The sequence below is a fragment of the Citrobacter sp. Cpo045 genome (assembly GCF_030332875.1).
Taxonomy (GTDB): Bacteria; Pseudomonadota; Gammaproteobacteria; order Enterobacterales; family Enterobacteriaceae; genus Citrobacter; species Citrobacter portucalensis.
Genome location: NZ_JAOWGZ010000096.1, coordinates 651,581 through 677,211 on the forward strand (window position 1 = coordinate 651,581; position 25,631 = coordinate 677,211).

Annotated in this window: 23 protein-coding genes; 8 read left to right on the top strand and 15 right to left on the bottom strand. The window is 52.9% G+C overall.

Features of this window, described 5'->3' with window-relative positions; all coding sequences use genetic code 11:
• Positions 1-9 precede the first annotated feature (9 nt).
• Entirely contained in the window at positions 10-1,056 is a 1,047-nt protein-coding gene (potD, locus tag OGY13_RS14790) for a spermidine/putrescine ABC transporter substrate-binding protein PotD (RefSeq protein WP_003030797.1), read from the top strand.
• Between the two features lie 138 nt (positions 1,057-1,194).
• Positions 1,195-1,701, top strand: a complete 507-nt coding sequence (locus OGY13_RS14795) for a methyltransferase family protein (protein WP_008784438.1) — start codon at positions 1,195-1,197, stop codon at positions 1,699-1,701.
• A 21-nt stretch (positions 1,702-1,722) separates the two neighbouring features.
• Here the strand turns inward: OGY13_RS14795 and cobB are convergent, their stop codons facing one another.
• From cobB to lolC, 5 genes are all read right to left on the bottom strand, one after another.
• Complete coding sequence (gene cobB, locus OGY13_RS14800) at positions 1,723-2,544, bottom strand: Sir2 family NAD+-dependent deacetylase (RefSeq protein ID WP_003832281.1); 822 nt, start codon at positions 2,542-2,544, stop codon at positions 1,723-1,725.
• 15 nt (positions 2,545-2,559) lie between these two features.
• Complete coding sequence (nagK, locus tag OGY13_RS14805; RefSeq protein WP_020996481.1) at positions 2,560-3,471, bottom strand: N-acetylglucosamine kinase; 912 nt, start codon at positions 3,469-3,471, stop codon at positions 2,560-2,562.
• Between the two features lie 89 nt (positions 3,472-3,560).
• Positions 3,561-4,805 (bottom strand): lipoprotein-releasing ABC transporter permease subunit LolE, encoded by a 1,245-nt coding sequence (gene lolE / locus OGY13_RS14810; RefSeq protein WP_003030804.1) that lies wholly within the window; start codon positions 4,803-4,805, stop codon positions 3,561-3,563.
• Entirely contained in the window at positions 4,805-5,506 is a 702-nt protein-coding gene (gene lolD, locus OGY13_RS14815; RefSeq protein ID WP_003832278.1) for a lipoprotein-releasing ABC transporter ATP-binding protein LolD, read from the bottom strand. The genes lolE and lolD overlap by 1 nt, the downstream gene beginning before the upstream one ends.
• Complete coding sequence (gene lolC, locus OGY13_RS14820; RefSeq protein WP_032934420.1) at positions 5,499-6,698, bottom strand: lipoprotein-releasing ABC transporter permease subunit LolC; 1,200 nt, start codon at positions 6,696-6,698, stop codon at positions 5,499-5,501. The genes lolD and lolC overlap by 8 nt, the downstream gene beginning before the upstream one ends.
• Positions 6,699-6,959: 261 nt before the next feature.
• Here lolC and OGY13_RS14825 point away from each other — a divergent pair, with 261 nt between their 5' ends.
• From OGY13_RS14825 to ldtC, 3 genes are all read left to right on the top strand, one after another.
• Positions 6,960-8,024 (top strand): acyltransferase family protein, encoded by a 1,065-nt coding sequence (locus OGY13_RS14825; RefSeq protein WP_213752941.1) that lies wholly within the window; start codon positions 6,960-6,962, stop codon positions 8,022-8,024.
• Positions 8,025-8,142: 118 nt separating this feature from the next.
• Positions 8,143-11,589, top strand: coding sequence for a transcription-repair coupling factor (gene mfd, locus OGY13_RS14830; RefSeq protein ID WP_213752940.1), 3,447 nt, complete (start codon positions 8,143-8,145; stop codon positions 11,587-11,589).
• Positions 11,590-11,744: 155 nt separating this feature from the next.
• Positions 11,745-12,710, top strand: a complete 966-nt coding sequence (gene ldtC / locus OGY13_RS14835) for a L,D-transpeptidase LdtC (RefSeq protein WP_032944376.1) — start codon at positions 11,745-11,747, stop codon at positions 12,708-12,710.
• Between the two features lie 86 nt (positions 12,711-12,796).
• Here the strand turns inward: ldtC and bhsA are convergent, their stop codons facing one another.
• A complete protein-coding gene (gene bhsA / locus OGY13_RS14840; protein WP_003030810.1) occupies positions 12,797-13,054 on the bottom strand; it encodes a multiple stress resistance protein BhsA in 258 nt (85 codons plus the stop codon).
• 244 nt (positions 13,055-13,298) lie between these two features.
• On the opposite strand from bhsA, the gene comR reads away from it, so the two are divergent.
• Together comR and OGY13_RS14850 are read left to right on the top strand one after the other, a co-directional pair.
• Positions 13,299-13,934: a TetR family copper-responsive transcriptional repressor ComR gene (comR, locus tag OGY13_RS14845; protein ID WP_008784432.1), complete on the top strand. Its 636-nt coding sequence runs from the start codon at positions 13,299-13,301 to the stop codon at positions 13,932-13,934.
• A gap of 255 nt (positions 13,935-14,189) precedes the next feature.
• Positions 14,190-16,370, top strand: a complete 2,181-nt coding sequence (locus OGY13_RS14850; protein WP_008784431.1) for a TonB-dependent siderophore receptor — start codon at positions 14,190-14,192, stop codon at positions 16,368-16,370.
• A gap of 58 nt (positions 16,371-16,428) precedes the next feature.
• On the opposite strand, the gene OGY13_RS14855 is transcribed toward OGY13_RS14850, so the two are convergent.
• The 8 genes from OGY13_RS14855 to hinT form a co-directional block, all read right to left on the bottom strand.
• Positions 16,429-16,968 carry a glycine zipper 2TM domain-containing protein gene (locus OGY13_RS14855; protein WP_003030814.1) on the bottom strand — a complete coding sequence of 180 codons (540 nt, stop codon included), beginning with the start codon at positions 16,966-16,968 and terminating at the stop codon, positions 16,429-16,431.
• A gap of 168 nt (positions 16,969-17,136) precedes the next feature.
• Entirely contained in the window at positions 17,137-18,441 is a 1,305-nt protein-coding gene (ndh, locus tag OGY13_RS14860) for an NADH-quinone dehydrogenase (RefSeq protein ID WP_003832263.1), read from the bottom strand.
• Positions 18,442-18,677: 236 nt separating this feature from the next.
• Positions 18,678-19,220 (bottom strand): alpha/beta hydrolase YcfP, encoded by a 543-nt coding sequence (ycfP, locus tag OGY13_RS14865; RefSeq protein WP_003030817.1) that lies wholly within the window; start codon positions 19,218-19,220, stop codon positions 18,678-18,680.
• Positions 19,221-19,241: 21 nt separating this feature from the next.
• Positions 19,242-20,267 (bottom strand): beta-N-acetylhexosaminidase, encoded by a 1,026-nt coding sequence (gene nagZ, locus OGY13_RS14870; protein ID WP_048214423.1) that lies wholly within the window; start codon positions 20,265-20,267, stop codon positions 19,242-19,244.
• A 10-nt stretch (positions 20,268-20,277) separates the two neighbouring features.
• Entirely contained in the window at positions 20,278-21,102 is an 825-nt protein-coding gene (gene thiK, locus OGY13_RS14875; protein WP_111465769.1) for a thiamine kinase, read from the bottom strand.
• The gene (gene lpoB / locus OGY13_RS14880; RefSeq protein WP_008784426.1) at positions 21,083-21,724 is read right to left on the bottom strand and encodes a penicillin-binding protein activator LpoB; all 642 of its coding nucleotides are present in this window, start codon (positions 21,722-21,724) and stop codon (positions 21,083-21,085) included. Before lpoB ends, thiK begins: the two co-directional genes overlap by 20 nt.
• 13 nt (positions 21,725-21,737) lie before the next feature.
• A complete protein-coding gene (locus OGY13_RS14885; protein WP_008784425.1) occupies positions 21,738-22,112 on the bottom strand; it encodes a YcfL family putative periplasmic lipoprotein in 375 nt (124 codons plus the stop codon).
• A gap of 2 nt (positions 22,113-22,114) precedes the next feature.
• Entirely contained in the window at positions 22,115-22,474 is a 360-nt protein-coding gene (gene hinT, locus OGY13_RS14890; protein WP_003030826.1) for a purine nucleoside phosphoramidase, read from the bottom strand.
• Positions 22,475-22,822: 348 nt separating this feature from the next.
• Here hinT and fhuE point away from each other — a divergent pair, with 348 nt between their 5' ends.
• Positions 22,823-25,009 carry a ferric-rhodotorulic acid/ferric-coprogen receptor FhuE gene (gene fhuE, locus OGY13_RS14895; protein ID WP_213752939.1) on the top strand — a complete coding sequence of 729 codons (2,187 nt, stop codon included), beginning with the start codon at positions 22,823-22,825 and terminating at the stop codon, positions 25,007-25,009.
• Positions 25,010-25,031: 22 nt separating this feature from the next.
• Here the strand turns inward: fhuE and paaY are convergent, their stop codons facing one another.
• Positions 25,032-25,628, bottom strand: a complete 597-nt coding sequence (paaY, locus tag OGY13_RS14900) for a phenylacetic acid degradation protein PaaY (protein ID WP_103014552.1) — start codon at positions 25,626-25,628, stop codon at positions 25,032-25,034.
• Positions 25,629-25,631 lie beyond the last annotated feature (3 nt).

A 25,631-nucleotide genomic window follows, 5' to 3' on the forward strand; every position in this document is an offset into this window, starting at 1 on the left:
CGTTAAATGATGAAAAAATGGTCACGCCACCTGCTCGCGGCGGGTGCTCTGGCACTGGGCATGAGCGCCGCTCACGCGAATGACAACAACACGCTCTATTTCTATAACTGGACTGAATACGTCCCACCGGGTCTGCTGGAACAGTTCACCAAAGAAACCGGCATTAAGGTTATCTATTCGACCTACGAGTCGAATGAAACCATGTACGCCAAGCTCAAAACCTATAAAGACGGCGCATACGATTTGGTGGTTCCGTCCACCTATTACGTCGATAAAATGCGTAAAGAAGGCATGATCCAGAAGATCGACAAGTCGACGTTGACCAACTTCCACAACCTCGATCCGGAAATGCTCAACAAGCCGTTTGACCCAAACAATGACTACTCCATCCCGTATATCTGGGGTGCAACGGCCATTGGCGTCAACAGCGATGCTATCGATCCGAAAACCGTCACCAGTTGGGCCGATCTGTGGAAGCCGGAGTACAAAGGCAGTCTGCTGTTAACGGATGATGCGCGAGAAGTGTTCCAGATGGCGCTGCGCAAGCTGGGATATTCCGGCAATACCACCGATCCTAAAGAGATTGAAGCCGCCTATAACGAGTTGAAGAAGCTGATGCCTAACGTTGCGGCATTTAACTCTGACAACCCGGCCAACCCGTATATGGAAGGCGAAGTTAATCTGGGGATGGTGTGGAACGGCTCCGCGTATGTTGCGCGTCAGGCGGGCACACCGTTGGAAGTGGTATGGCCGAAAGAAGGTGGCATTTTCTGGATGGACAGCCTGTCTATTCCGGCTAACGCGAAAAACAAAGAAGGTGCGCTGAAGCTGATTAACTTCCTGCTGCGCCCGGACGTCGCGAAAGAAGTCGCAGAAACTATCGGTTACCCGACGCCGAACCTGGCAGCACGCAAGCTGTTAAGTCCTGAGGTCGCGAACGACAAAACGCTCTACCCTGACGCGGAAACCATCAACAAAGGGGAATGGCAAAACGATGTCGGTTCCGCCAGCGCTATCTACGAAGAGTATTATCAGAAGCTAAAAGCAGGACGCTAATACTCGTGCAACCCGGCAGGCGTCGCTGCGCCGGGTTGCTACCTGCCAATCCCTACTTTTTACGCCTTTCGACTGATTCCCGCTCCCCCAGTTTCTGGCTATGCTTACAGTATTCCAGGCCGGCTTCTGAGGCTTCCAATGACAACGCTCTGGCTGCTACTTGAGTTGGCTAATCTGATCGTATTTACGCTGGTGATTCTCCCACGTAAGCAGCCGGTAAACGCTCGTCCTTTGCTGCCTGTCACCGCAACCCGCCTGCTACGGCTCACCTTTTTAATACCGATCCTGGTTTTTGGTTATAGCCTGTTTTTCAGTCATCAGATTGGTCCGGTGGAGTGGGGATGTCTGATTTTGGCGATCGTAGGTAACGCGCTGGTCATCAAAGGAAAATGGGATTTGGGGGAGAGCCACACATGGACAGGCTACTATTTACCTCGTGCAAAAAGGGTTACGCGCGGCATTTTTGCCTGGATTGCGCACCCCATGTATACCGGAATTATTCTGGTGATTATCTCGTGCAGCCTGGTTTACATTACCCGACTACCCATATGGCTGAGCGCACTGGGGCTGATCTGTTGTTTTTACATCGTTGGATTTTTGATTATGGCGGCCCTGCGTGAGGACCGCCAGCTTGTACAGGCTTAAACAGTATTATCCGGATAGCCGTTACAGCCCTTTCAATAACTTCTCAACGAACTCAGGCACTACCTGGCTTGCCGGACCGTAATACTTCTCTTCAAACTCACTGCCTACCTGGCTCGGTTCGAGATTGAGTTCTACCGTATGTGCCCCATGCAGCCGCGCCTCATGCACAAAACCCGCTGCCGGATAAACATGTCCTGATGTGCCAATCGCAATGAACACATCTGCCATTGCCAGTGCCATATAAATTTCATCCATACCCAGCGGCATTTCACCAAACCACACTACGTGTGGTCGCAGCGGTGCCGGAAACTGGCAGCAATGACATTTATCTTCCGGTGTCACATCGCCCGTCCATTCCAGAATCTGCCCGCTTTGCGAACAGCGAACTTTGAGCAACTCGCCGTGCATATGGATAACGTTCTGGCTGCCCGCACGCTCATGCAGATTATCAATGTTCTGCGTCACCAGTAAAAAACGATCGCCCAGCTCGGCTTCGAGTTTTGCCAGTGCGATATGCGCCGCGTTGGGTTGGATTTCAGGCTGCTGCAACTGATGGCGACGGGCGTTATAAAACGACTGAACCAGTTCCGGGTTTCGACTAAATCCTTCCGGAGTCGCAACGTCCTCTACCCGATGTTCTTCCCAGAGACCATCCGCCGCGCGGAATGTTCGAATTCCTGACTCAGCGGAGATTCCCGCTCCAGTCAGTACCAGCACTCTTGGTTTTTCCATCAATTCAGGCACCACTCTGTCTCTGAAAAAGATTCGTTGACGCAGGCGATCGCGCAAATGGCGTTTATTTTTACGAAAGCGGCTTAACCGATGACCCCGACGCGACAGCATAACAACCTCTTTGTATTAATCGGTAAGATGTAGGAAAGCAGCCCCGCGCATCCCGCCGGCATCACCGTGCCGTGCCTGCTCAATACGCGGTACCCGGGCAACCGGCAGCAGATGACGTGGCAGTCGATCCGCCAGTTGCGTCGTAATAGCGGTAAAATTCGACAAGCCTCCGCCAATCACCACCAAATCAGGATCGACGATAGTCAGGATATTCCCAAGACACACCGCCAGCAAATCCAGATAGCGTTCAACGTGGGCACGCGCGTGTTCATCACCCTGCTCCCACAGCGCGATAATTTCGCGGGCATCCAGCGGTTGATGGTAGTAATGCTGATACAACCACGCAAATCCACCGCCGGAAAGATAGCTTTCGATGCATCCCAGTTGACCGCATCCGCAGCGGCGCAGCGGGAAATCAAAGCCCATCAGCGTCAGCGCATCGACCGGCAAACGAATATGACCAAACTCACCGGTGATATAGCTGCGTCCGGTGATGGATTTCCCGTTAAGTACCAGGCCGCCGCCGACGCCCGTACCGAGGATCAACCCCATCACCAGCGGATATTGGGTGAACTCGTCATCCCAGGCTTCGGAGAGAGCAAAACAGTTCGCATCGTTATCCAGACGCACATCGCGGTCAAGGCGAGCGCTGAGATCGGCGCGGAGCGGTTTGCCACTGGCGGCAGGAACATTGGCCGCGTACAGCGTGCCGTCTTCGGTTTCCGGCATGCCCGGAATGCCGATGCCTACCGAACCTTTGATGCCGAACCGCTGATCCGCTTCCGTCACCAGATTGCAGACCGCATCAAGGAAAGCGTCGTAGCTGTCGCGAGGCGTAGGAACGCGAGTTTCCCATTGCAGACGACGTTGCTTATCAAACACGCCCAGCGCAATTTTGGTCCCGCCGATGTCAAATCCGTAATACATCACCGCTCCTTGATACACGTCATCCTTCAAGATGCCTCTGCGTTGGCTACGCCTTGATGCAGCATGAATGCTGTCGTGTATTATTGTTGTTATTGGCCGCTAAGTACTCTCGCAGGATCAATATTGCTGGCGCGACGCGCCGGATACCAACTTGCCAAAAGACTCAGCACGAGTGCTGTCACCAGCACGTAAATCACATCCAGCCAGTGTAATTCCGATGGCAGGAAGTCAATGAAATAGATATCGCCGGACAGGAACTGATGGCCGATAAGCGCCTCAATCCCGTTTATGATCGGCGTCAGTTGCAACGAGACAACCACCCCGATGACGACGCCTATCAGGCTACCGAACAGACCCGCCAGCAGGCCGTACCAGACAAAAATGGCACGGATCAACCCATCTTTCGCCCCGAGGGTTCTTAATACCGCAATATCGCCGCTTTTGTCTTTTACCGCCATCACTAACGTGGAAACGATATTAAAACAGGCCACGCCAATCACCAGCACCATAGCCAGATACATAATGGCGCGGATCATCTGAATATCGCGGTACATATAGCCGTAGGTGCCGATCCAGCTCTTGATGTAAACATAGTTATTGGTGACTTCACCCGCGTCTCGCACCAGCTTATTGGCGTTAAACACGTCGTTAACCTTCAGCGCGATCCCGGAAACGCTGGTTCCCATATCAAGATATTGCTGCGCATCTTCCATTGGGATCATGGCAAAGCTGTGATCGAGCTGACCGCTCAGTTGCAGGATCCCCGTCACGTGCAAACGCACGCGTTTAGGCTGCTGTAGCTTATGATCCGCACTGGCGTTAGGGATCATAATCGACACCCAGTCACCCTGCTTCACCTTCAGCGCATCGGCAATACCCTTACCAATGATGATTTGTTGTTCACCGGCTTTAAAATTATCCCAGGCGTGGTTTTGCACAAAGGATGGCAACGCGCTTAAACGCTGTTCCTGTTTCGGGTCTACGCCCTTCACCTGCACCGCGCGTAAGTTCGCCCCGCTCTCCACCAGTCCGGTAAAGTTGATATAAGGCGCCGCGGCGACAATACCCGGCACTTTTTGTACCTTGTCGAGCGCTTCCTGCCAGTTATTCCACGGCTGATTTACGGCTTCAATCTCTCCGTGTGGGACTACGGCCAGAATACGGTTGTTCAGCTCACGCTCAAATCCGTTCATGGCACTTAAACCGACGATCAACACCGCCACACCCAACGCGATGCCAACGGTAGATATCACCGAAATTAACGAAACCATACCGCCGCGCCGCCGACCACGGCTAAAGCGCAGACCAATCAATAACGATAAAGGCGAAGCCATTACTCAGCTCCCATCAGGCTCAGTTCAGCCGTCAGGCGACCATCGCGCATTTCAAGCTGGCGACTCATCCGCTTCGCCAGTTGCAGATCGTGCGTCACCACCAGAAATGCCGTGCCCTGAGAGCGGTTCAGCTCACCCAGAAGCTCGAAAATGCTGTCCGCGTTACGCGCATCCAGGTTACCCGTTGGCTCATCCGCCAGGACCAGACGCGGGTTATTCACCAGCGCACGCGCGATGGCCACCCGCTGGCGTTCGCCGCCAGACAGTTCAGACGGGCGATGACTGGCACGATGATCCAACCCTACCGCTTTCAGCATATCCCGTGCGCGCTCGGTGATTTCAGCCGGTTTTTTCTTGCCGATCAGCAGCGGCATCGCTACGTTTTCCAGCGCCGTAAAATCCGGCAGCAAATGGTGGAACTGGTAAATAAAGCCCAGCTTCTGATTACGCAGTTCCGCTTTCGCCGCCGACGAGAGCTTACTCATTGGCTGACCGCTAAAAATGACGTCGCCGGAAGTCGGGGTATCCAACCCACCTAACAGATGCAGCAACGTACTCTTGCCGGAGCCTGAGCTGCCGACAATCGCCATCATCTCACCTTCGCCGACGCAAAAACTGACATCGTGCAGTACATCGGTCTGCACAGTGCCTTCCTGGTAGCGTTTGCACAGGTTGTCGCATTGCAACAGGATCTTATTCATAACGTAAAGCCTCAGCGGGTTGAGTGGCGGCAGCGCGCCAGGAAGGATAAAGCGTAGACAGCAGCGCGATGGCCATCGCCACCAGCGCAATGACGATAACCTGCAGCGGCTCGATAGCGACCGGCAGCGCAGCGCCATCCAGCAGCACACCAATAATTGGCATCAGATTGTTCAGTTGGCTGGCGAGCAAGGCACCCAGTACAGCGCCCAGCAGCGCGCCAATCACCCCGGCACTGGCCCCCTGAACCATAAACACCATCATTATCTGCCGCGGCGTTAGCCCCTGCGTTTGTAAAATCGCCACTTCCCCTTGCTTCTCCATTACCATCAGACCCAGCGAGGTAATAATATTAAAAGCCGCCACCGCCACGATCAGGCTAAGCAGCAGCCCCATCATGTTCTTTTCCATGCGCACGGCCTGGAACAGTTCCCCTTTGCGCTCGCGCCAGTCCTGCCATTTGGTGCCTTGCGGCAGCGTTTGCTGGCTCAGCGTGTCAACTTTTAACGGTTCGTTCAGCCACAGACGCCAGCCAGTGATATTACCCACCGGATAGCGCATCAGACGCGAGGCATCCTGAATGTTGGTCAGCATCTGGTAGCCATCGACTTCGCTGTTGGCGGCGAAAGTGCCAATCACCGTAAACAAACGCTGGCTCGGCAAACGCCCCATCGGCGTAAACTGGCTGGCCGAGGGCACCATCACACGGATTTGATCGCCACGGTTCACGCCCAACTGCCCGGCAAGCTGCTCGCCGAGGATGACATTATACTTACCCGGTTGCAGATCTGTTTGCTTCACATTGACCAGATACGGCGTTAACGGATCTTTTTGCGCCGGATCGATACCGAGCATCACGCCGACGGCAACGCTACGCGCGCTTTGCAGCACCACATCTCCCGTAGTTATGGGTGCAACGCGGTTGACGCCGTTCAACACCACCGCTTTTTCCGGCAGTTGTTGCGGGTTGAGGGAACCCTGTTCAGACGAGAGTACGGCCTGAGGCATCAGGCCAAGAATATTGTTTTGCAGCTCGCGCTCGAAACCGTTCATCACCGACAACACCGTGACCAGCGCCATTACCCCGAGAGTAATGCCTATGGTGGAGAGCCAGGAAACGAAGCGACCGAAGCGATCTGCTGCACGCCCACGCATATAACGCAGGCCGATGAATAGAGCGACAGGTTGGTACATGAAATCCGTCTGGTTGCTGTTAGCAAAGTCACGAGTATATAAGCGAAAGCGGAATGGGTAAATGACTGAACCGTAAGTGTTCGTCAGCACTATTCCTAAAAGTATAAATAAATCAATTCGCTAAAGTTGTCCCTCAACCCTTCAGCCCGGATCCCTGATCTTTATCTTAAAAAAACAAAATGCAGACAGTTACGCATTACAGCGCACAGCGGGTTGCGCAGGATGGCAGGCTATAGCCAACAATATGGATACGCCGTCTCGATGAAGAAAAAAGAACTATGGATTAATCAAATCAAAGGGTTATGTATTTGTCTGGTGGTGATTTACCACTCGGTAATCACGTTTTACCCGCACCTCACTACTTTTCAGCATCCGCTTTCAGAGCTGCTGAGCAAATGCTGGATTTACCTCAATTTATACCTGGCGCCGTTTCGCATGCCGGTCTTTTTCTTTATTTCTGGGTATCTGATCCGTCGCTACATTGATAGCGTCCCGTGGCCCACCTGCGTGGATAAGCGGATCTGGAGCATTGCCTGGGTGCTGGTGCTTTGGGGAGTGGTGCAATGGCTGGCGTTAGTCGCGCTCAATAACTGGCTGGCCCCACAGCGCGATCTGAGCCATGCTGCCAACGCCGCGTATGCCGATTCGATCGCGGGTTTTACCCACGGAATGCTGACCGCCAGTACCAGCTTGTGGTATCTGTACGCGCTGATTGTCTATTTTGTTCTGTGTAAGATTTTCAGCCGCTGGGCGGTGCCGCTGTTGGCGTTATTTGTGGTGCTGAGCATGGCGATCAATTTTGTCCCGACGCCGTGGTGGGGAATGAACAGCGTGATTCGCAATCTGCCCTGGTACAGCCTCGGTGCATGGTTTGGCGCAACGCTGATGGTATGGATCAAAGAGGTGCCCCTGCGCCGCCATGCGGTCATTGTTCTGGTTAGCGCAATCGCCGCCGTCGTCGCGTGGCTGGCAAATGTCTCACTATTACTTTCTCTGCTTTCCATTGTGCTGATCATGAAGCTGTTTTATCAATTTGAGCTGCGCTTTGGTATGCGTGGGTCCGGCCCGTTAAGCGTGATTGGTGCCAATACCATCGCCATCTACACCACCCACCGTATTCTGGTTGAGCTGTTCAGCTTAACGCTAATCCCCAAAATCAATCATGCCGCCTGGCCTGCCTATGCGGAGCTGGCCCTGCTGCTGGTGTATCCGTTCGCCTGCCTGCTGCTGTGCACCTTGTTTGGCCTGTTGGTACGTAAAATTTCACAAAAAACAGTGGCCGACCTGCTCTTTTCTCCACCTTCTTTATCAGCCGTCTCGCGCTAACCCCAACGCGCTTTTTGCCCCCATCAGGGGGCGAATCAATTTGCTTATGAGAAACGATCACGGATAATAAAGAACATTGCTTATCAGATGTATATCTAAACGAGATCCTGACAACCGAATGCCTGAACAACATCATTACACGCTCCCAGCGAAAGCAGGCGATCAGCGCCAGTTGGGTGAGCTTACCGGCGCCGCCTGCGCAACGCTGGTTGCCGAAATCGCCGAACATCACGCGGGTCCAGTGGTCCTGATCGCGCCGGACATGCAAAATGCGCTGCGTTTGCATGATGAAATTCGTCAGTTTACTGACCAGATGGTGATGAACCTGGCCGACTGGGAAACGCTACCCTACGACAGCTTTTCTCCCCATCAGGAGATTATCTCCTCGCGGCTCTCCACGCTGTATCAGCTGCCTGCCATGCAGCGCGGCGTGCTGATCGTTCCGGTAAATACACTGATGCAGCGCGTTTGTCCGCACAGCTATCTGCACGGTCATGCGCTGGTCATGAAAAAGGGCCAACGACTTTCACGTGATGCTCTGCGTGAACAACTGGACAGTGCGGGCTATCGCCATGTTGATCAGGTCATGGAACACGGCGAATATGCCACGCGCGGCGCGTTGTTGGATTTGTTCCCGATGGGCAGCGAGTTGCCTTATCGTCTGGATTTCTTTGATGACGAAATCGACAGCCTGCGTCTGTTTGATACCGACACCCAGCGCACGCTGGAAGAAGTCGATGCCATTAATTTGCTTCCCGCACACGAATTCCCGACTGACAAAACGGCCATCGAACTATTCCGTAGCCAGTGGCGCGATACCTTTGAGGTGAAACGCGACGCCGAACATATTTACCAGCAGGTCAGCAAAGGCACGTTACCTGCGGGTATTGAATACTGGCAACCGCTGTTTTTCAGCGAGCCGCTGCCGCCGCTGTTCAGCTACTTCCCCGCCAATACGTTATTGGTGAATACCGGTGATATCGAGACCAGCGCAGAACGCTTCCAGGCCGATACCCTGTCGCGCTTTGAAAATCGCGGTGTTGATCCGATGCGCCCGCTTCTGCCGCCGGAATCGCTGTGGCTGCGGGTTGATGAGCTGTTTTCTGAACTTAAACGCTGGCCGCGCGTTCAACTGAAAACCGAGAGTCTGGCGAACAAAGCAGCGAATACTAACCTCGGGTTCCAGAAGCTGCCGGATATCGCCGTTCAGGCACAGCAAAAAGCGCCGTTAGATGCGTTACGTAAATTCCTTGAAGGCTTCACCGGTCCGGTGATTTTCTCGGTGGAAAGTGAAGGCCGCCGTGAAGCACTTGGCGAACTGCTCGCCCGTATCAAAGTGGCGCCGAAGCGGATATTGCGACTCGATGAAGCCGTAGATAACGGTCGTTATCTGATGATTGGCGCAGCTGAGCACGGCTTCATCGATAGCAAACGCAATCTGGCGCTGATTTGTGAAAGCGATCTGCTTGGGGAACGCGTGGCGCGCCGCCGCCAGGATTCTCGTCGCACCATCAACCCGGATACGTTAATTCGTAACCTCGCAGAGCTGCATCCCGGTCAGCCGGTGGTGCATCTGGAGCATGGCGTGGGTCGTTATGCCGGTATGACCACGCTGGAAGCGGGCGGCATAACCGGTGAATATCTGATGCTCACCTATGCCAACGACGCCAAACTGTACGTGCCGGTGTCGTCACTGCATCTGATCAGCCGCTATGCAGGTGGCGCAGAAGAGAATGCGCCGCTGCATAAACTTGGCGGCGATGCCTGGTCACGTGCCCGACAGAAAGCCGCTGAGAAGGTGCGCGATGTTGCGGCAGAGCTGCTGGATATTTATGCCCAGCGCGCGGCGAAAGAAGGCTTTGCCTTTAAGCATGACCGTGAACAGTATCAGCTGTTTTGCGACAGCTTCCCGTTTGAAACCACGCCTGACCAGGCGCAGGCGATTAACGCGGTACTCAGCGATATGTGTCAACCGCTGGCCATGGACCGCCTGGTCTGCGGCGACGTCGGCTTTGGTAAAACCGAAGTCGCGATGCGCGCGGCCTTTCTCGCCGTAGAGAACCACAAGCAGGTTGCCGTGCTGGTGCCGACCACCCTGCTCGCACAGCAGCACTTCGACAACTTCCGCGACCGCTTTGCCAACTGGCCGGTACGCATTGAGATGTTGTCCCGTTTCCGTAGCGCCAAAGAGCAAGCGCAGATTCTGGAGCAAGTTGCCGAGGGAAAAATTGATATTCTCATCGGCACGCACAAACTGCTGCAAGCGGATGTGAAGTTAAAAGATCTGGGTCTACTGATTGTCGATGAAGAGCACCGTTTCGGCGTGCGCCACAAAGAACGCATCAAGGCGATGCGCGCAGATGTCGATATTCTGACCCTGACGGCAACGCCAATTCCACGTACGCTCAATATGGCAATGAGCGGCATGCGCGATCTGTCGATTATCGCCACGCCGCCCGCTCGTCGTCTGGCGGTCAAAACCTTCGTGCGCGAATACGACAACCTGGTGGTACGCGAGGCGATCCTGCGTGAAGTTCTGCGCGGGGGACAAGTTTATTATCTGTTTAACGACGTCGAAAACATCCAGAAAACCGCTGACAGATTAGCAGAACTGGTGCCGGAAGCGCGTATTGGTATCGGTCACGGACAAATGCGCGAGCGCGAACTGGAACGCGTGATGAACGATTTCCACCATCAGCGTTTTAACGTGCTGGTGTGTACCACCATTATCGAAACCGGGATCGACATCCCCACCGCTAACACCATCATCATCGAACGAGCGGATCACTTCGGTTTAGCGCAATTACACCAGTTGCGCGGTCGTGTGGGACGTTCTCACCACCAGGCTTACGCCTGGCTGCTGACGCCGCATCCGAAAGCGATGACCACCGACGCGCAAAAACGTCTGGAAGCCATCGCCTCGCTGGAAGATTTGGGCGCAGGTTTTGCGCTGGCGACCCACGACCTCGAAATTCGCGGCGCCGGGGAATTACTGGGTGAAGATCAGAGTGGTTCCATGGAAAGCATCGGCTTCTCACTGTATATGGAACTGCTGGAAAACGCGGTCGATGCGCTCAAAGAAGGGCGTGAACCGTCACTGGAAGATCTCACCAGCCAGCAAACCGAAGTTGAACTGCGCATGCCGTCTCTGCTGCCGGATGACTATATCCCGGATGTAAACACCCGACTGTCGTTCTACAAGCGCATTGCCAGTGCGAAAGGCGAAAACGAACTGGAAGAAATTAAGGTTGAGCTGATAGACCGTTTTGGCTTGCTGCCCGACCCGGCTCGTACGCTGCTGGATATCGCCCGTTTACGCCAGCAGGCGCAGAAACTGGGGATCAGAAAGCTCGAAGGCAATGAAAAAGGCGGTACCATTGAATTTGCCGAGAAAAACCACGTCAACCCGGTCTGGCTGATTGGTTTACTGCAAAAGCAGCCGCAGCACTTCCGTCTGGACGGTCCAACCCGGCTGAAATTTATGCAGGAGTTGAGCGAGCGTAAAACGCGGATCGACTGGGTCCGCCAGTTTATGCGTCAGCTTGAAGAAAACGCCGTAGCATAAGCATAGTGAACAGGCCGGGTGAGCACACCACTCACCCGGCCTGATGAATTTACAAACTCTTTGCACTTCCCTGCACTTCCCGACACAGCAAACAGCCATAATTCTCGTTTACTTTTACATAATAAAAACCACGTAAAAACAATGGATTTATGGTGATGTTAAACAATAAACGACTCTCTCGCTGGCTCGCGTTTTTTACGCTTGCAGCGACATTCGCGTTAGCACTTCCGGCTCAGGCAAACACCTGGCCGCTGCCGCCACCGGGAAGCCGTCTGGTGGGTCAGAATGCCGTTCACGTTGTTGAAGACAATGGCGGTTCTCTGGAAGCGATTGCGAAAAAGTACAATGTCGGCTTTCTCGCGCTGCTGCAGGCCAACCCTGGCGTTGACCCTTACGTACCACGTCCGGGCAGCGTTTTGACGATCCCGTTACAAACTCTGCTACCTGATGCCCCGCGCGAAGGTATTGTTATCAACCTCGCCGAACTGCGTCTTTATTATTACCAGCCGGGGACCAATTCGGTGACCGTGTATCCTATTGGTATTGGCCAGTTAGGTGGTGACACGTTGACGCCTACGATGGTAACCACCATCTCTGATAAACGCGCCAACCCCACCTGGACGCCGACGGCAAATATCCGCGCGCGATACAAAGCAAACGGGATTGACCTGCCTGCCGTTGTGCCTGCCGGTCCGGATAACCCGATGGGCCATCATGCGATTCGCTTAGCGGCATACGGCGGCGTGTACCTGTTGCACGGTACAAATGCTGATTTTGGCATCGGAATGCGCGTCAGTTCCGGCTGTATTCGTCTGCGCGACGGTGATATCGAAACCCTGTTCCGTCAGGTAACGCCCGGAACTAAGGTCAATATTATCAATACGCCAATCAAAGCATCCGTTGAGCCTAACGGCGTGCGCCTGGTGGAAGTACACCAACCGCTGTCCGAAAAAATCAATGACGACCCGCAACTGCTGCCGATCGTGCTGAACGCGTCCATGCAGACATTTAAAAATGCGGCGCAAACAGATACCGCCGTCATGGATCATGCGATGGAGATTCGCTCAGGCATGCCGGTCGATGTGACCCGTCATCATGACGTTGCTCAACAACCGCTGTAAACGTAGTGTATAAAAAAACCCCCGCTGGATTTTATTCCGCGGGGGTTTTTTATTTAACTCGCAGTGGCATTGCGATGGGTTAAATCTTATTTGTAGATAACAGCAGTTCCGTGAAGAGTGTTAGGACCGGTAACGGAAGTAATACGGAAAGACTTCGCACCCATCTCATCGGCTTTCTGCGCCAGTTGATCTTCCAAAGAACCTAAGTTAGTCCCCGCATTCGCAGAAATAGTACCGACTTTCTCTTGGCCCGCAGGAGTGGATTGAACTTCAACAGCGGCAAAGCTTGCAAATGACAGTGAGCTAAGAACAGCAGCAACAAACAGTGTTTTTACGTTTTTCATAATAGTGACCTTTAGCAGATGAATGGGTGTCGAAAAGATTAACTTAACGATCGATAGGTAAATCATAGATGTGATCCAGGTCACACGTCAACATTTTTTTTATAATGATCGTTATATAAAATATAAAGGTCTTATTTTTCATGCTAATAGCTATAAATTATTTTTATCGTGAATCCGCTGGAGTGTGCAGTCGAATATTTTTATAATGGTTATTCAATAAACCCAACAAAGGTACATCGGCGCCATGACAACTGAAACGACAGGTTGTGCAAAAAAAAGCCGTGGCCGACCAAAAGTGTTCGACAGGGAAGCCGCGCTTGATAAGGCCATGACACTCTTCTGGCAGCACGGATATGAAGCGACCTCGCTCGCCGATCTTGTGGAAGCCACCGGCGCAAAAGCGCCCACGCTGTATGCGGAGTTCACCAATAAAGAAGGGTTGTTCCGTGCCGTACTGGACCGCTACATCACCCGCTTTGCGGCGAAACACGAAGCCCAGCTGTTTTGTGAAGAAAAAAGCCTTGAGTCCGCACTTGAAGACTATTTCACCGCTATAGCGACCTGCTTTACCAGCAAGGACACCCCGGCGGGATGTTTCATGATTAATACTTCTGCGACGCTGGCAGCCTCTTCCCGCGATATTGCGCACACGGTGAAATCCCGCCATGCAATGCAGGAACAGACGCTTACCCAGTTCCTTCACCAGCGCCAGCAACGAGGCGAAATTCCGGCCCATTGCGACGTGCAAAAACTGGCCGAATACCTGAACTGTATTTTACAAGGTATGTCGATCAGCGCCCGTGAAGGCGCAACGTTTGAAAAACTGATGCAGATCGCACACACAACTCTGCGGCTGTGGCCCGAACTCGTCAAAGCTTAACCCTTTCCCGCAATTCCCCCGCTGTACTCACACCACCGGGAGCTGATAACGCTCCCGGTTAGATTCCCGTTCTATTGTCCCTACATTTCTCATTGTTTTCATCGTGTTACCCGATCATTTTTTGTAAAAAGTATTGATAACGACAATTATTATCAGCAATATTCGCATTTGTTTTAATGCCTGTTTCACAATGTAACCATCGGTTTCTCTACCGCTATAACAAAAACAGACCGACTTTTTTTAAAAGGAATACAAATGCATAAGCGTCTCTGGGTGCTCAATCCTCTTCTGTTATCTTTAACTTTACCCGCTGTTGCGGCTGAGGAAGAGAACCTCATCGTCAGCGCCAACCGTAGCCAGCGCACCGTGGCAGAAATGGCGCAAACGACCTGGGTTATTGAAGGAAGCGAGATTGAACAACAGGTTCAGGGAGGAAAAGAGTTCAAGGATGTTCTTGCTCAGCTAATCCCAGGAATCGATGTTAGTAGCCAGGGACGCACAAACTACGGCATGAACATGCGCGGTCGCGCCATTGTCGTGCTAATTGACGGTGTCCGTCTGAACTCCTCGCGAACCGACAGCCGTCAGCTTGACTCCATTGACCCATTTAACATTGCGCACATTGAAGTCATTTCAGGCGCAACCTCTCTTTATGGCGGTGGCAGTACCGGCGGATTAATCAACATTGTCACCAAAAAAGGTCAGCCGGAGCGTGAAGTAGAACTCGAACTGGGGAGCAAAAGCGGCTTCAACAATAGCAACGATCATGATGAGCGCGTTGCCGCGGCGGTGAGTGGCGGAACCGATCGCGCTTCCGGGCGTATGTCCGTCGCGTATCAACGATTTGGCGGCTGGTATGACGGTAATCACGATGCCCTGCTGCTCGATAACACCCAAACCGGGCTACAGCACTCCGATCGTCTGGACGTCATGGGCACCGGGACAATTGAACTTGACGACAACCGTCAGTTGCAACTGGTTACGCAGTACTATAAAAGTCAGGGGGATGACGATTACGGGCTGGATCTCGGCGAGAACATGTCCGCCGTGACCGGAAACGGCAAAGCATATACCAGCAGCGGACTGAATTCCGATCGTATTCCCGGCACCGAACGTCATCTTATTAGCCTGCAATATTCAGATGCGGATTTTTTTGGCCAAAACCTGGTCAGCCAAATCTATTACCGTGACGAATCGCTGAAATTCTACCCCTTCCCTACGCTCAGCAAAGGCAAAGTCACCAGTTTCTCCGCATCACAGCAGGACACAGACCAGTTTGGTGCCAAAATTACCCTCAACAGCCAGTTGATGGATAACTGGGAACTGACGTGGGGTGTCGATGCCGATCACGAAACCTTCGACTCCAATCAGAAATTCTTCGATCTGGCCTGGTCCCTGCCCTCCGGCGGCATGGACAACCGTACCGCTTATACCACCGGACGTTACCCCGGTTACAGCATCACCAATTTCGCGCCTTTCCTGCAAAACAGCTATGACATTAACGATATCTTTACCCTCAGCGCCGGCGTGCGCTATCAGTGGACCGAAAACAGGGTTGATGATTTCGTTGGCTATGCTCAACAGCAGGGAATCGCGACCGGGCTTGCGAACTCTGCCGATACTATTCCGGGCGGCAAAACCGATTACGATAATTTCCTGTTCAACGCCGGTATCCTTGCCCACCTGACCGACCGTCAGCAAACGTGGTTTAACTTTTCTCAGGGCGTGGAGCTTCCGGACCCAGGGAAATATTACGGTAACGGTACCTATTCGCTGGTTGGCGATCATTACCAGCTCCAGCGCAGCGTCAACGTGGCGGATTCACGTCTGGAAGGGATTAAAGTTAACTCGTACGAACTGGGGTGGCGCTACACCGGCGATAGTCTGCGCACGCAACTGGCCGCTTACTACTCGACTTCAGATAAATCGATCGTTATCAACCGTAGCGATATGACCATTAACGTTCAGCCCGACGATCGCCGCATTTATGGCGTTGAAGGTGCGGTGGATTATTTCATTGCGGACACGGACTGGAGCCTGGGTGGCAACTTCAACGTCATTAAATCGGAAGTGAAACAGAACGGTAAATGGCAAAAATGGGATGTCACGCTGGCCTCACCGTCCAAAGCAACCGCGTGGGTCGGCTGGGCACCAGAACCGTGGACCTTGCGCGTACAGAGCCAGCAAACATTTGATCTGACCGACGCCAGCGGTAACAAGCTGGATGGCTATAACACGATGGACTTTATCGGCAGCTATCAGCTCCCGTTGGGTAAGCTGACCTTCAGCGTGGAAAACCTGCTGAATGAAGAGTACACCACACTGTGGGGACAACGTGCGCCACTGCTGTATAGCCCAACCTACGGCAGCCCGTCACTGTATGAATACAAGGGCCGGGGTCGTACTTTTGGTCTGAACTACGCCTTAACCTTCTGATAAAAAAAGCCCCCCCAGCCTGAGCGAATGGGGGGCTAATGTTCAGGATAATGCTATTTTACGCTTTGTTATTCAGTACCAACTGTCCGTTGTTATCCAACGGAATTTGCGCGCCGGGGTCCTTATCCATACGGATTTTCCCCTGCTGATCGCCAATTTTGTACGTCACGTCGTAGCCCAGCATCTTTTCAGATTTGTCATACACCGTTTTACAACGCTGCTGCGTGGTGGTGTAAGTATCGTTTTCCTGCATCGAACCCTGAATCTGGTTACCTGCATAGCCGCCGCCTAAAGCACCGGCCACGGTAGCAATATCTTTACCACGTCCACCGCCAAACTGATGCCCAATAACACCACCCGCAACCGCGCCCAGTACGGAACCCGCGATACGGTTTTCATCTTGTACCGGCTTGCGGTGGGTGACCGTTACGTTCCGGCACTCCTGACGCGGTGTTTTTACCGACTCTTTAATCGGTGTTGCAGAGACAACTTGCGCATACTGTGGGCCACGCTCGAAAACGTTCAGACTGGCCACCGCTGCAACACCCAGCGCAGCAGCTACGCCAATCCCTATACCCGCCAACATTGATTTATTCACGGGACTACCTCCTTTTTTGCTATTAGCAACAACTTTGCAACAGAAGGTAAGGAATGCCAATCAGATTACGGATGAAAATAGCGGGAGGTGGAGCGAAAGCGGAATGATTCAGACAACTCTGAAGGAAGGCGTCGGATGCGTAAAATCATCCGACACCACAGGTCGATATTAATGCAGTTTCAGACGCGGGCGAATCACCCGGTTGATACTGCCGACCAGCATCATCAGGCCGGTTTTGAAGTAGCCGTGCAAAGCAATCTGGTGCATGCGGTACAGTGAGATGTACACAAAGCGCGCAATACGTCCTTCCACCATCATCGAACCACGGGTCAGGTTGCCCATCAGGCTACCCACGGTAGAGAAGTTAGAGAGCGAGACCAGAGAGCCGTGATCTTTGTACTGATACGCTTTCAGCGGCTTACCGTTCATCTGTGCCAGAATATTGTTCATCGCGCAGGTCGCCATCTGGTGTGCTGCCTGAGCGCGCGGAGGCACAAAACCGCCTTCCGGGCGAGCGCAGGAAGCGCAGTCGCCAATCGCGTACACGTCAGGATCGCGCGTGCTCTGCAGAGTTGGCTCAACCACCAGTTGGTTAATACGGTTCGTTTCCAGACCGCCAATGTCTTTCATAAAGTCTGGCGCTTTGATACCCGCCGCCCACACCATCAGATCGGCTTTAATGTATTCGCCATCTTTGGTGTGCAGTCCGCCTTCATCAGCGCTGGTTACCATCGTCTGGGTCAGTACGCGTACGCCCAGTTTGGTTAACTCATTATGCGCAGCACCGGAAATACGCGGCGGCAACGCAGGCAGAATACGCTCACCGGCTTCGACCAGCGTAACGTTCAGCGCGTCATTGGTCAGCCCTTTGTAACCATAGCTGTGCAGTTGTTTTACCGCATTGTGCAGCTCAGCGGAGAGTTCAACACCCGTCGCACCGCCACCCACAATGGCGATATTCACTTTTCCGTTAGCGCCCAGATTCGCGGAATACTTCAGGAACAGATTCAGCATCTCCTGGTGGAAACGACGCGCCTGATGCGGGTTATCGAGGAAAATGCAGTTTTCTTTCACGCCAGGGGTGTTGAAATCGTTGGACGTACTGCCCAACGCCATCACCAGCGTGTCATACGGCACTTTACGCTCAGGAACCAGCAGCTCACCCTTCTCATCGCGCAGCTCAGCAAGAGTAATGGTCTTCGCTTCACGATCGATATCCACCACCGAGCCTAACTGGAACTGGAAGCCATGGTTACGGGCATGTGCCAGATAACTCAGCGCATCCACACCTTCGTCCAGTGAACCCGTCGCCACTTCATGCAGTAACGGTTTCCACAAGTGACTGTGGTTTCTGTCTACCAGTGTGATTTTGGCCTTTTTCTTACGCCCGAGTTTTTTACCCAGCTGCGTCGCCATTTCCAGTCCGCCAGCACCGCCGCCGACAATCACGATCCTTTTCAATGGTGTAGTCAACGTGACCCCCTCAAATTTATTAACCAATTGTTAATTAAAAGTTATGAGCATAGCCTTTAATTAACAACAAGTTACGGCAATGAAAATGTTCTTCGAGAGTGAGAATAACACGAACGGTGCATTGGTCATACCAAAATTGATATGTATCAAGTTTTGATGCTGAAAAGATAGACAACCGGAACTTTAAGAACAAAAAAACCAGCCCGATGGCTGGTTTTTTACACACTCAATAAGAATTAACCTAACGTCTTGAACGCTTTGATGCGCTGCAAATGCGGAGAGATATTCTTAAACTTATGCGTCTGCTCTTCGTCCCAGACTATCTCGTAAAAATGATGCAGCTCTTCCGACGAACGCTGACTATTAAGCGCTTCATCATGACGTGACAGGATCACCAGGCAGCGATCGCGATTCTTTTCGCGGAAATTGGTCACGCATTTTGTCGCGATATCTGCATACTCCTCAGGTCTGTCGATTTTGCCTTCCATGTTCTCATACGGGAACAGGTTGGGATTAAACACTACCTGACGAATATCACACAGGAAACCAATCCGTTCAGCCCAATATCCCCCGAGCCCCACACCACAAATCAGCGGACGGTCATCCACATTCAGCTGCAGCATTTTGTCCACTTCTTTCAGCAGATGCTGCATATCATGTTTAGGATGCCGCGTACTGTAGCTAATCAGCCTGACATCCGGGTCGATGAATTGCAGCTGCAACACCTTCTCATGGTTGCCCGGGCTGTTAGAGTCAAAACCGTGTAAATAGATAATCATCGCATCCTCGCCAAACTTGCGTTAATGACCTGCTTTCTCTTCCTGCCAGCGCTCATGAAGTTGGTTAAGCTGAGCGCTTACCGTCTTCCAGCGTGACGAGTCCATCAGTTCCTGACGTGAAAATGAACCTTTATGATACAAACGTGTAACACGTTCTGCATTGATCGGCGACAGATTATCTAACACACTGACCGCTCCCTTACGATTATTGCAGACCAGGATCATATCGCAACCTGCATCCAGCGACGCCTGTCCACGCTCCGCATAGCTTCCCATAATCGCCGCCCCTTCCATCGACAAATCGTCGGAGAAAATGACACCATCGAAGCCAAGTTCCTGACGTAGCACCGTTTTCAACCAGTGAGGTGAGCCACTCGCCGGACGCGGATCGACATCACTGTAGATGACATGCGCAGGCATAATGGCATCCAGTTTGTTTTCCGTAATCAACGTCTGGAACACGGACATATCTTTCGCACGAATCTCGGCTTCTGGGCGTGGATCGGTTGGGGTTTCTTTGTGTGAATCCGCCGTCACCGCCCCATGTCCTGGGAAATGTTTACCGGTCGTTTTCATGCCAGCAGCATGCATCCCGTCAATGAAGCGGGTCGCCATCGCCAGCGCTTTTAGCGGATCGGCATGGTAAGAACGCTCGCCGATTGCTGCGCTGATATGGCCCACATCCAGCACGGGTGCAAAGCTGATATCAATGTCCATCGCGATCATTTCGCTGGCCATCAACCACCCAGCGTCCTGAGCCAGTTTGCCGCCCTCTTCCAGACCATGCAACGCAGCAAAGGATTGAGCCGCAGGCAGACGGGTAAAGCCCTCACGAAAACGCTGTACGCGTCCGCCTTCCTGATCTACCGCCACCACCAGATGGTTACGTGACGCAGCCCGGATCTGACGCACTAATTCACGCAGCTGTTCCGGGTCATGATAATTTCGGGTAAAGAGGATCAACCCACCTACCAGCGGATGTGCCAGAATCTCACGCTCTTCAGCGTCCAGCTCATACCCTTCGACATCCAACATTACTGGGCCCACACTGCTCTCCTTATCCTTTCATTGTTAGCTGCCGCCAGGTTTCATCGGCCAGCCTGATAAATTGTCGATCGCCGGTTTGCCGCCAGCGATACTCAAACCACCCCGCCTTCAGCATCATTATCCAGGGTTGCCATTGTCTGACCTGTCGCCACAAAACGTCTGGCTCAATGTGCGCTCGTTGGGCGTAGGTGCTAACCAACTGTTGGTGCTGGGATTCATCGCTAACCCATACTGCCGCCAGCTCCAGGGCAATATCACCGTCTCCGGCGTATTCCCAGTCAATCAGCCGCAGCCCTGATGCCGTATGTACGATGTTGTCACCGTGAACATCCATATGCAGCGGCCCCAGACGCAAAGGTCGAGGCTCACCTCGTTTCCTTAGCCGCTTCAGCGCGCGCAGCCAGCATGGTGTACGACGCGCCGGATCGCCACACTGCCAGTACTGTTCAAGTAGCGGAAGCAGGCTGATTCGCCAGCCCAATCGGGGTTGCTGGTGCAGATGATACAGTAAGCCTGCGAGTTCGTCGGCGTCCGGTAATCTGGATTCTACCTTACCGTGAAAAAACTCGACTGCCATCCACCCACGCGTATAAAAGTGAGGACGTGGCGCAAGGCTTTCTGGCAGGTGTTTTAGCGCATGATATTGGCGTAAGAAATGAGATTCCGGCGCGTCAGGGTCGTGATGGCAGCGCAGTACCAGTCGGTGGGAACGGTGTTCAATGATGCAGCTCCCGCCGCTCAGGCCGGTTTGGCTGGTTGCGACGGGATGATACTGCGGGAAATAGCGCGACAACACTTCGCCGCGCGTGAGTCTGTTATTGTTGCTGAACGGCACCTTTACCTGACCAGATTATCTCGCCAGTTTGTACCAGCATTAATTGCATTTGCAGCGCAGGCGAATTGACGTTGCCGGATGCGCTGGAATAAAGCACATACTGCGCGCCAACGTTACGGGCGATACCAATCGCTTTACTGCGCGTTCCCAGACTGTCATTCGGCGACAGACCTAACTGCTGTTTGGCGACAGCCAGCTGTTGGGCAGAAATCAGCGTAAACTTACCGTTATTCGCCAGCGCGTTACGTAAGGTTTCGGTGGCTTCACCCGCGTTCAACGAGCCGTTGGTGCGGTTATTCACGCTATCAACCAGCAGAACGCCGCCCGCTTTGACGCCGTCTGCCTGCAGCATTTTGCCGACCATCGGCTGCATAGCCCCGTTCCAGTCATAGTGACGTTGACGTGGCGTAGGCTGCGCCGTTTGGTCTTCATGCTCAATTGGGCCCGGCTGCTGCGGTATGCTTGGCACCGTTGGCACAACCGGCACCGGCTGTTGCGGCTGCGCAGGCTGTTCCGGTACCGGCTTCACTTCCTCTACCGGCGCGGGCTCACGTTGCGCCACACAGCCAGAGAGAAACATCGCCAGCGCGGCAATCAGTGCGTAGCGATTCATTTTGTTCATCAAGATTCACCCCTTACAAATAAAGATAAAGTCTAACCTTGTGCGCCCCCAGAAAATTGGCGCTGCCGTACAGCGTCACCGACGAATGAGCCGGAATAGTCACACTGCGTGGCGCTTCCAGAGGGTGCATTTCCAGCCCTCTGGCGTCATACCAGTAAAACCGATAATGAACGGTAACGGGTTCTTGTCTTTCGTTATAGAGTCGAGAGGATGCCGAAGCCTGAATATCAGACGTTGTTAACGTGGGCTGCTCTGCTGTAATACCCGCCGCCAGAATTGTTGATTCCATCACCAGCGACTGTTCATCACTTACCGGGATTTCAGGATGTGTTCGACAACCCGCCAGCAACAACAAACCCAGTGAAAGCGCAATGCATCCTCTGGTCATGCTTACAGACCTTTATGCGCAAGCATTGGGCCAAGCGCACGTCCACCCAGCAGGTGCATATGAATGTGATACACCTCCTGCCCCCCGTGGCGGTTGGTGTTCATGATTAAGCGGTACCCATCTGCAGCAATGCCTTCCTGCTCAGCAATTTTCGCCGCAACGGTGATCATGCGGCCCAATGCCTGTTCATGTTCCGCCGTCACATCATTGACAGTGGGGATCAGAATGTTAGGAATGATCAGGATATGCGTTGGTGCCTGAGGGGAAATATCACGAAACGCAGTGACCAGTTCGTCCTGGTATACGATATCCGACGGAATCTCACGACGAATAATTTTGCTGAATATAGTTTCTTCTGCCACGACGTTTTCCTTTTTCATTATCAGCCCAAGCGTTTTGTCATGCTACGCCGGGTAACTCTGCGAGTATAGAGTATGAGCGAGTTACTCACGCTCTTTCAACTTTAACCCTCGATTATTTAAGCAAAATCCTTTGCCGCTGCTGTTCTTATAACCATTTCCCATCGCTATCGCTTAAGCATAGTACTGAAACAATATTTCATTTATCGCGTAGCATCTGTTTACACATTGAATGTTAATGCGTATATTTCGCATTTGTATTTACATGCGCACTTAATAATTTACAACCAAAGGGTTCATCACACTACCGGTGATTCGAACTTAATATTAATAATTATCAAGGACTTTTTGATGTCTTTCACAACACTCAACGGGAATGTTCAACGCCAACCGGGGCTTGCCCCTTCTTTGCTGGCAGCATGCGTCACGCTAGCCCTTTTACCTTCCACCAGCCTCGCAGCCCCTGCAGAAGAGACAGTGATCGTGGAGGGTTCTGCTCCATCCGCATCCAGTGAGGAGCAGGATTACAGTGTTAAATCGACGACCGCTGGCACAAAAATGCAAATGACGCAGCGCGATATTCCGCAATCGGTCAGCATTGTCAGCCAGCAGCGCATGGAAGATCAGCAGTTGCAAACGCTGGGCGATGTGATGGATAACACGTTGGGGATAAGCAAAAGCCAGGCGGATTCAGATCGCAGCAGCTATTACTCGCGCGGATTTCAGATTGATAACTATATGGTCGATGGGATCCCGACCTATTTTGAATCCCGCTGGAATCTCGGTGACGCCCTTTCTGACACCGCCCTTTTTGAGCGTGTCGAAGTGGTCCGTGGCGCAAACGGGCTAATGGCCGGGACGGGTAACCCTTCAGCCTCCATTAACATGATCCGTAAGCATGCCACCAGCCGCGAGTTCACCGGTAATGTTTCAGCGGAATATGGCACTTGGAACAAACAACGCTATGTGACCGATCTGCAAAGCCCGCTTACAGCAGACGGCAACGTGCGCGGCCGCATCGTGGCGGGTTACCAGAATAACGACTCCTGGCTTGATCGCTACAATAGCGAAAAAATGTTCTTCTCCGGGATTGTCGATGCCGATTTGGGTGACACCACCAGCCTGTCTGCGGGCTATGAATATCAGCGCATTGATATCAACAGCCCAACCTGGGGTGGATTGCCGCGCTGGAATACCGATGGCAGTAAAAACAGCTACGACCGTTCGCGCAGCACTGCACCGGACTGGGCTTACAACGATAAAGACTTCAACAAAGTGTTTGTCACCATCAAACAACGTTTTGCCGATACCTGGCAGGCGACCATGAACGCCACCCACTCCGAGGTCAAGTTCGACAGTAAAATGATGTACGTCGATGCCTATGTTAACAAGGCCGACGGCACGCTGATTGGCCCATATGGCAACTATGGTCCAGGATATGACTACGTCGGAGGAACCGGCTGGAACAGCGGCAAACGTAAAGTGGATGCTGTCGATCTATTTGCCGACGGCGGTTACGATCTGTTTGGTCGCCAGCATAATCTGATGTTGGGCGGCAGCTACAGTAAACAGAATAACCGTTATGAAAGCTCGTGGGCGAACGTTTTCCCCAACGAAATCGGCAGCTTCTATACCTACGATGGTAACTTCCCTGAAACCAACTGGAACCCGCAGTCATTGGCTCAGGACGATACCACGCACATGAAATCGCTGTACGCCGCAACGCGTATTTCGCTGGCCGACCCACTGCATTTGATTGTTGGCGCACGTTACACCAACTGGCGTATCGACACCCTGACCTACAGCATGGAGCAAAACCACACCACGCCGTATGCGGGTCTGGTCTATGACATTGACGATAACTGGTCTACCTACGCCAGCTATACCTCAATCTTCCAGCCGCAGAACAAGCGCGACAGTTCCGGTAAATATCTCTCTCCGATCACCGGCAACAACTATGAGCTTGGCCTGAAGTCCGACTGGATGAACAGCCGTTTAACCACCACGCTCGCGGTGTTCCGCATTGAACAGGATAACGTAGCGCAATCAACCGGTGTGCCAATCGCCGGTAGCAATGGCGACACGGCCTTTAAAGCGATGGATGGTACGGTCAGCAAAGGGGTCGAATTCGAGATTAACGGTGCGATCACTGATAACTGGCAGATGACGTTTGGCGCGACACGCTATGTTGCTGAAGACAACGAAGGCAATGCAGTAAACCCGAATCTGCCGCGGACCACGGTCAAACTGTTTACCCGTTATCGCCTGCCAGCCATGCCGGAACTGACCGTCGGCGGTGGAGTTAACTGGCAGAATCGTGTTTACAGCGATACGGTCACGCCTTATGGCACATTCCGCGCGGAACAGGGAAGCTACGCCCTGGTAGATTTGTTCACCCGCTACCAGGTAACAAAAAACTTCTCAGTGCAGGGTAACCTTAATAACCTGTTCGATAAAACCTACGACACGAATATCGACGGTTCTATCGTTTATGGTGAGCCGCGTAACGTCAGCGTTACCGCCAGCTATCAGTTCTGACACCGGGTATTGCGTAGAATCGCTAACTCGCTGACTTAGGTTGCAAATTCTCATCAAACTCCAGCCGCTTTCTGTCGGGTTCTACCGCAGTCAGCGGCTCCACTTCTGCAAGCGTCTGCTGACAGCGCCCCACCAGCACCTGATACTCGCGAGTACCCTGTTTTTTCCACACCAGTTCCTGCTCAGTTAACATGCGAATCGCTTTTGCCGGGCTGCCGACAATCAGATGGTTGGCAGGCATCTCAGCGCGCGCTTTCACAAACGCCGAAGCACCAACGATACTGTTTTCACCGATGGTCGCGCCATCGATAATCACCGCGCTCATGCCGACCAGCGCGTTACGCCCAATCACACAGCCATGCAGAATCGCGCCGTGGCCGATATGTCCGTCCTCTTCCACCACCGTATCCTGGCCGGGAAATCCGTGCATCACGCAGTTATCCTGGATATTCGCCCCATCTTTAACCACGATACGCCCAAAATCTCCGCGCAGGCTGGCGTTGGGACCAACATAAACACCTTTGCCGAGAATGACATCGCCAATCAGCACTGCGGTTGGGTGAACATAGCTTTCTGCAGGAACTACCGGGATCATCCCGTCAATCTGGTAAATCGGCATGGC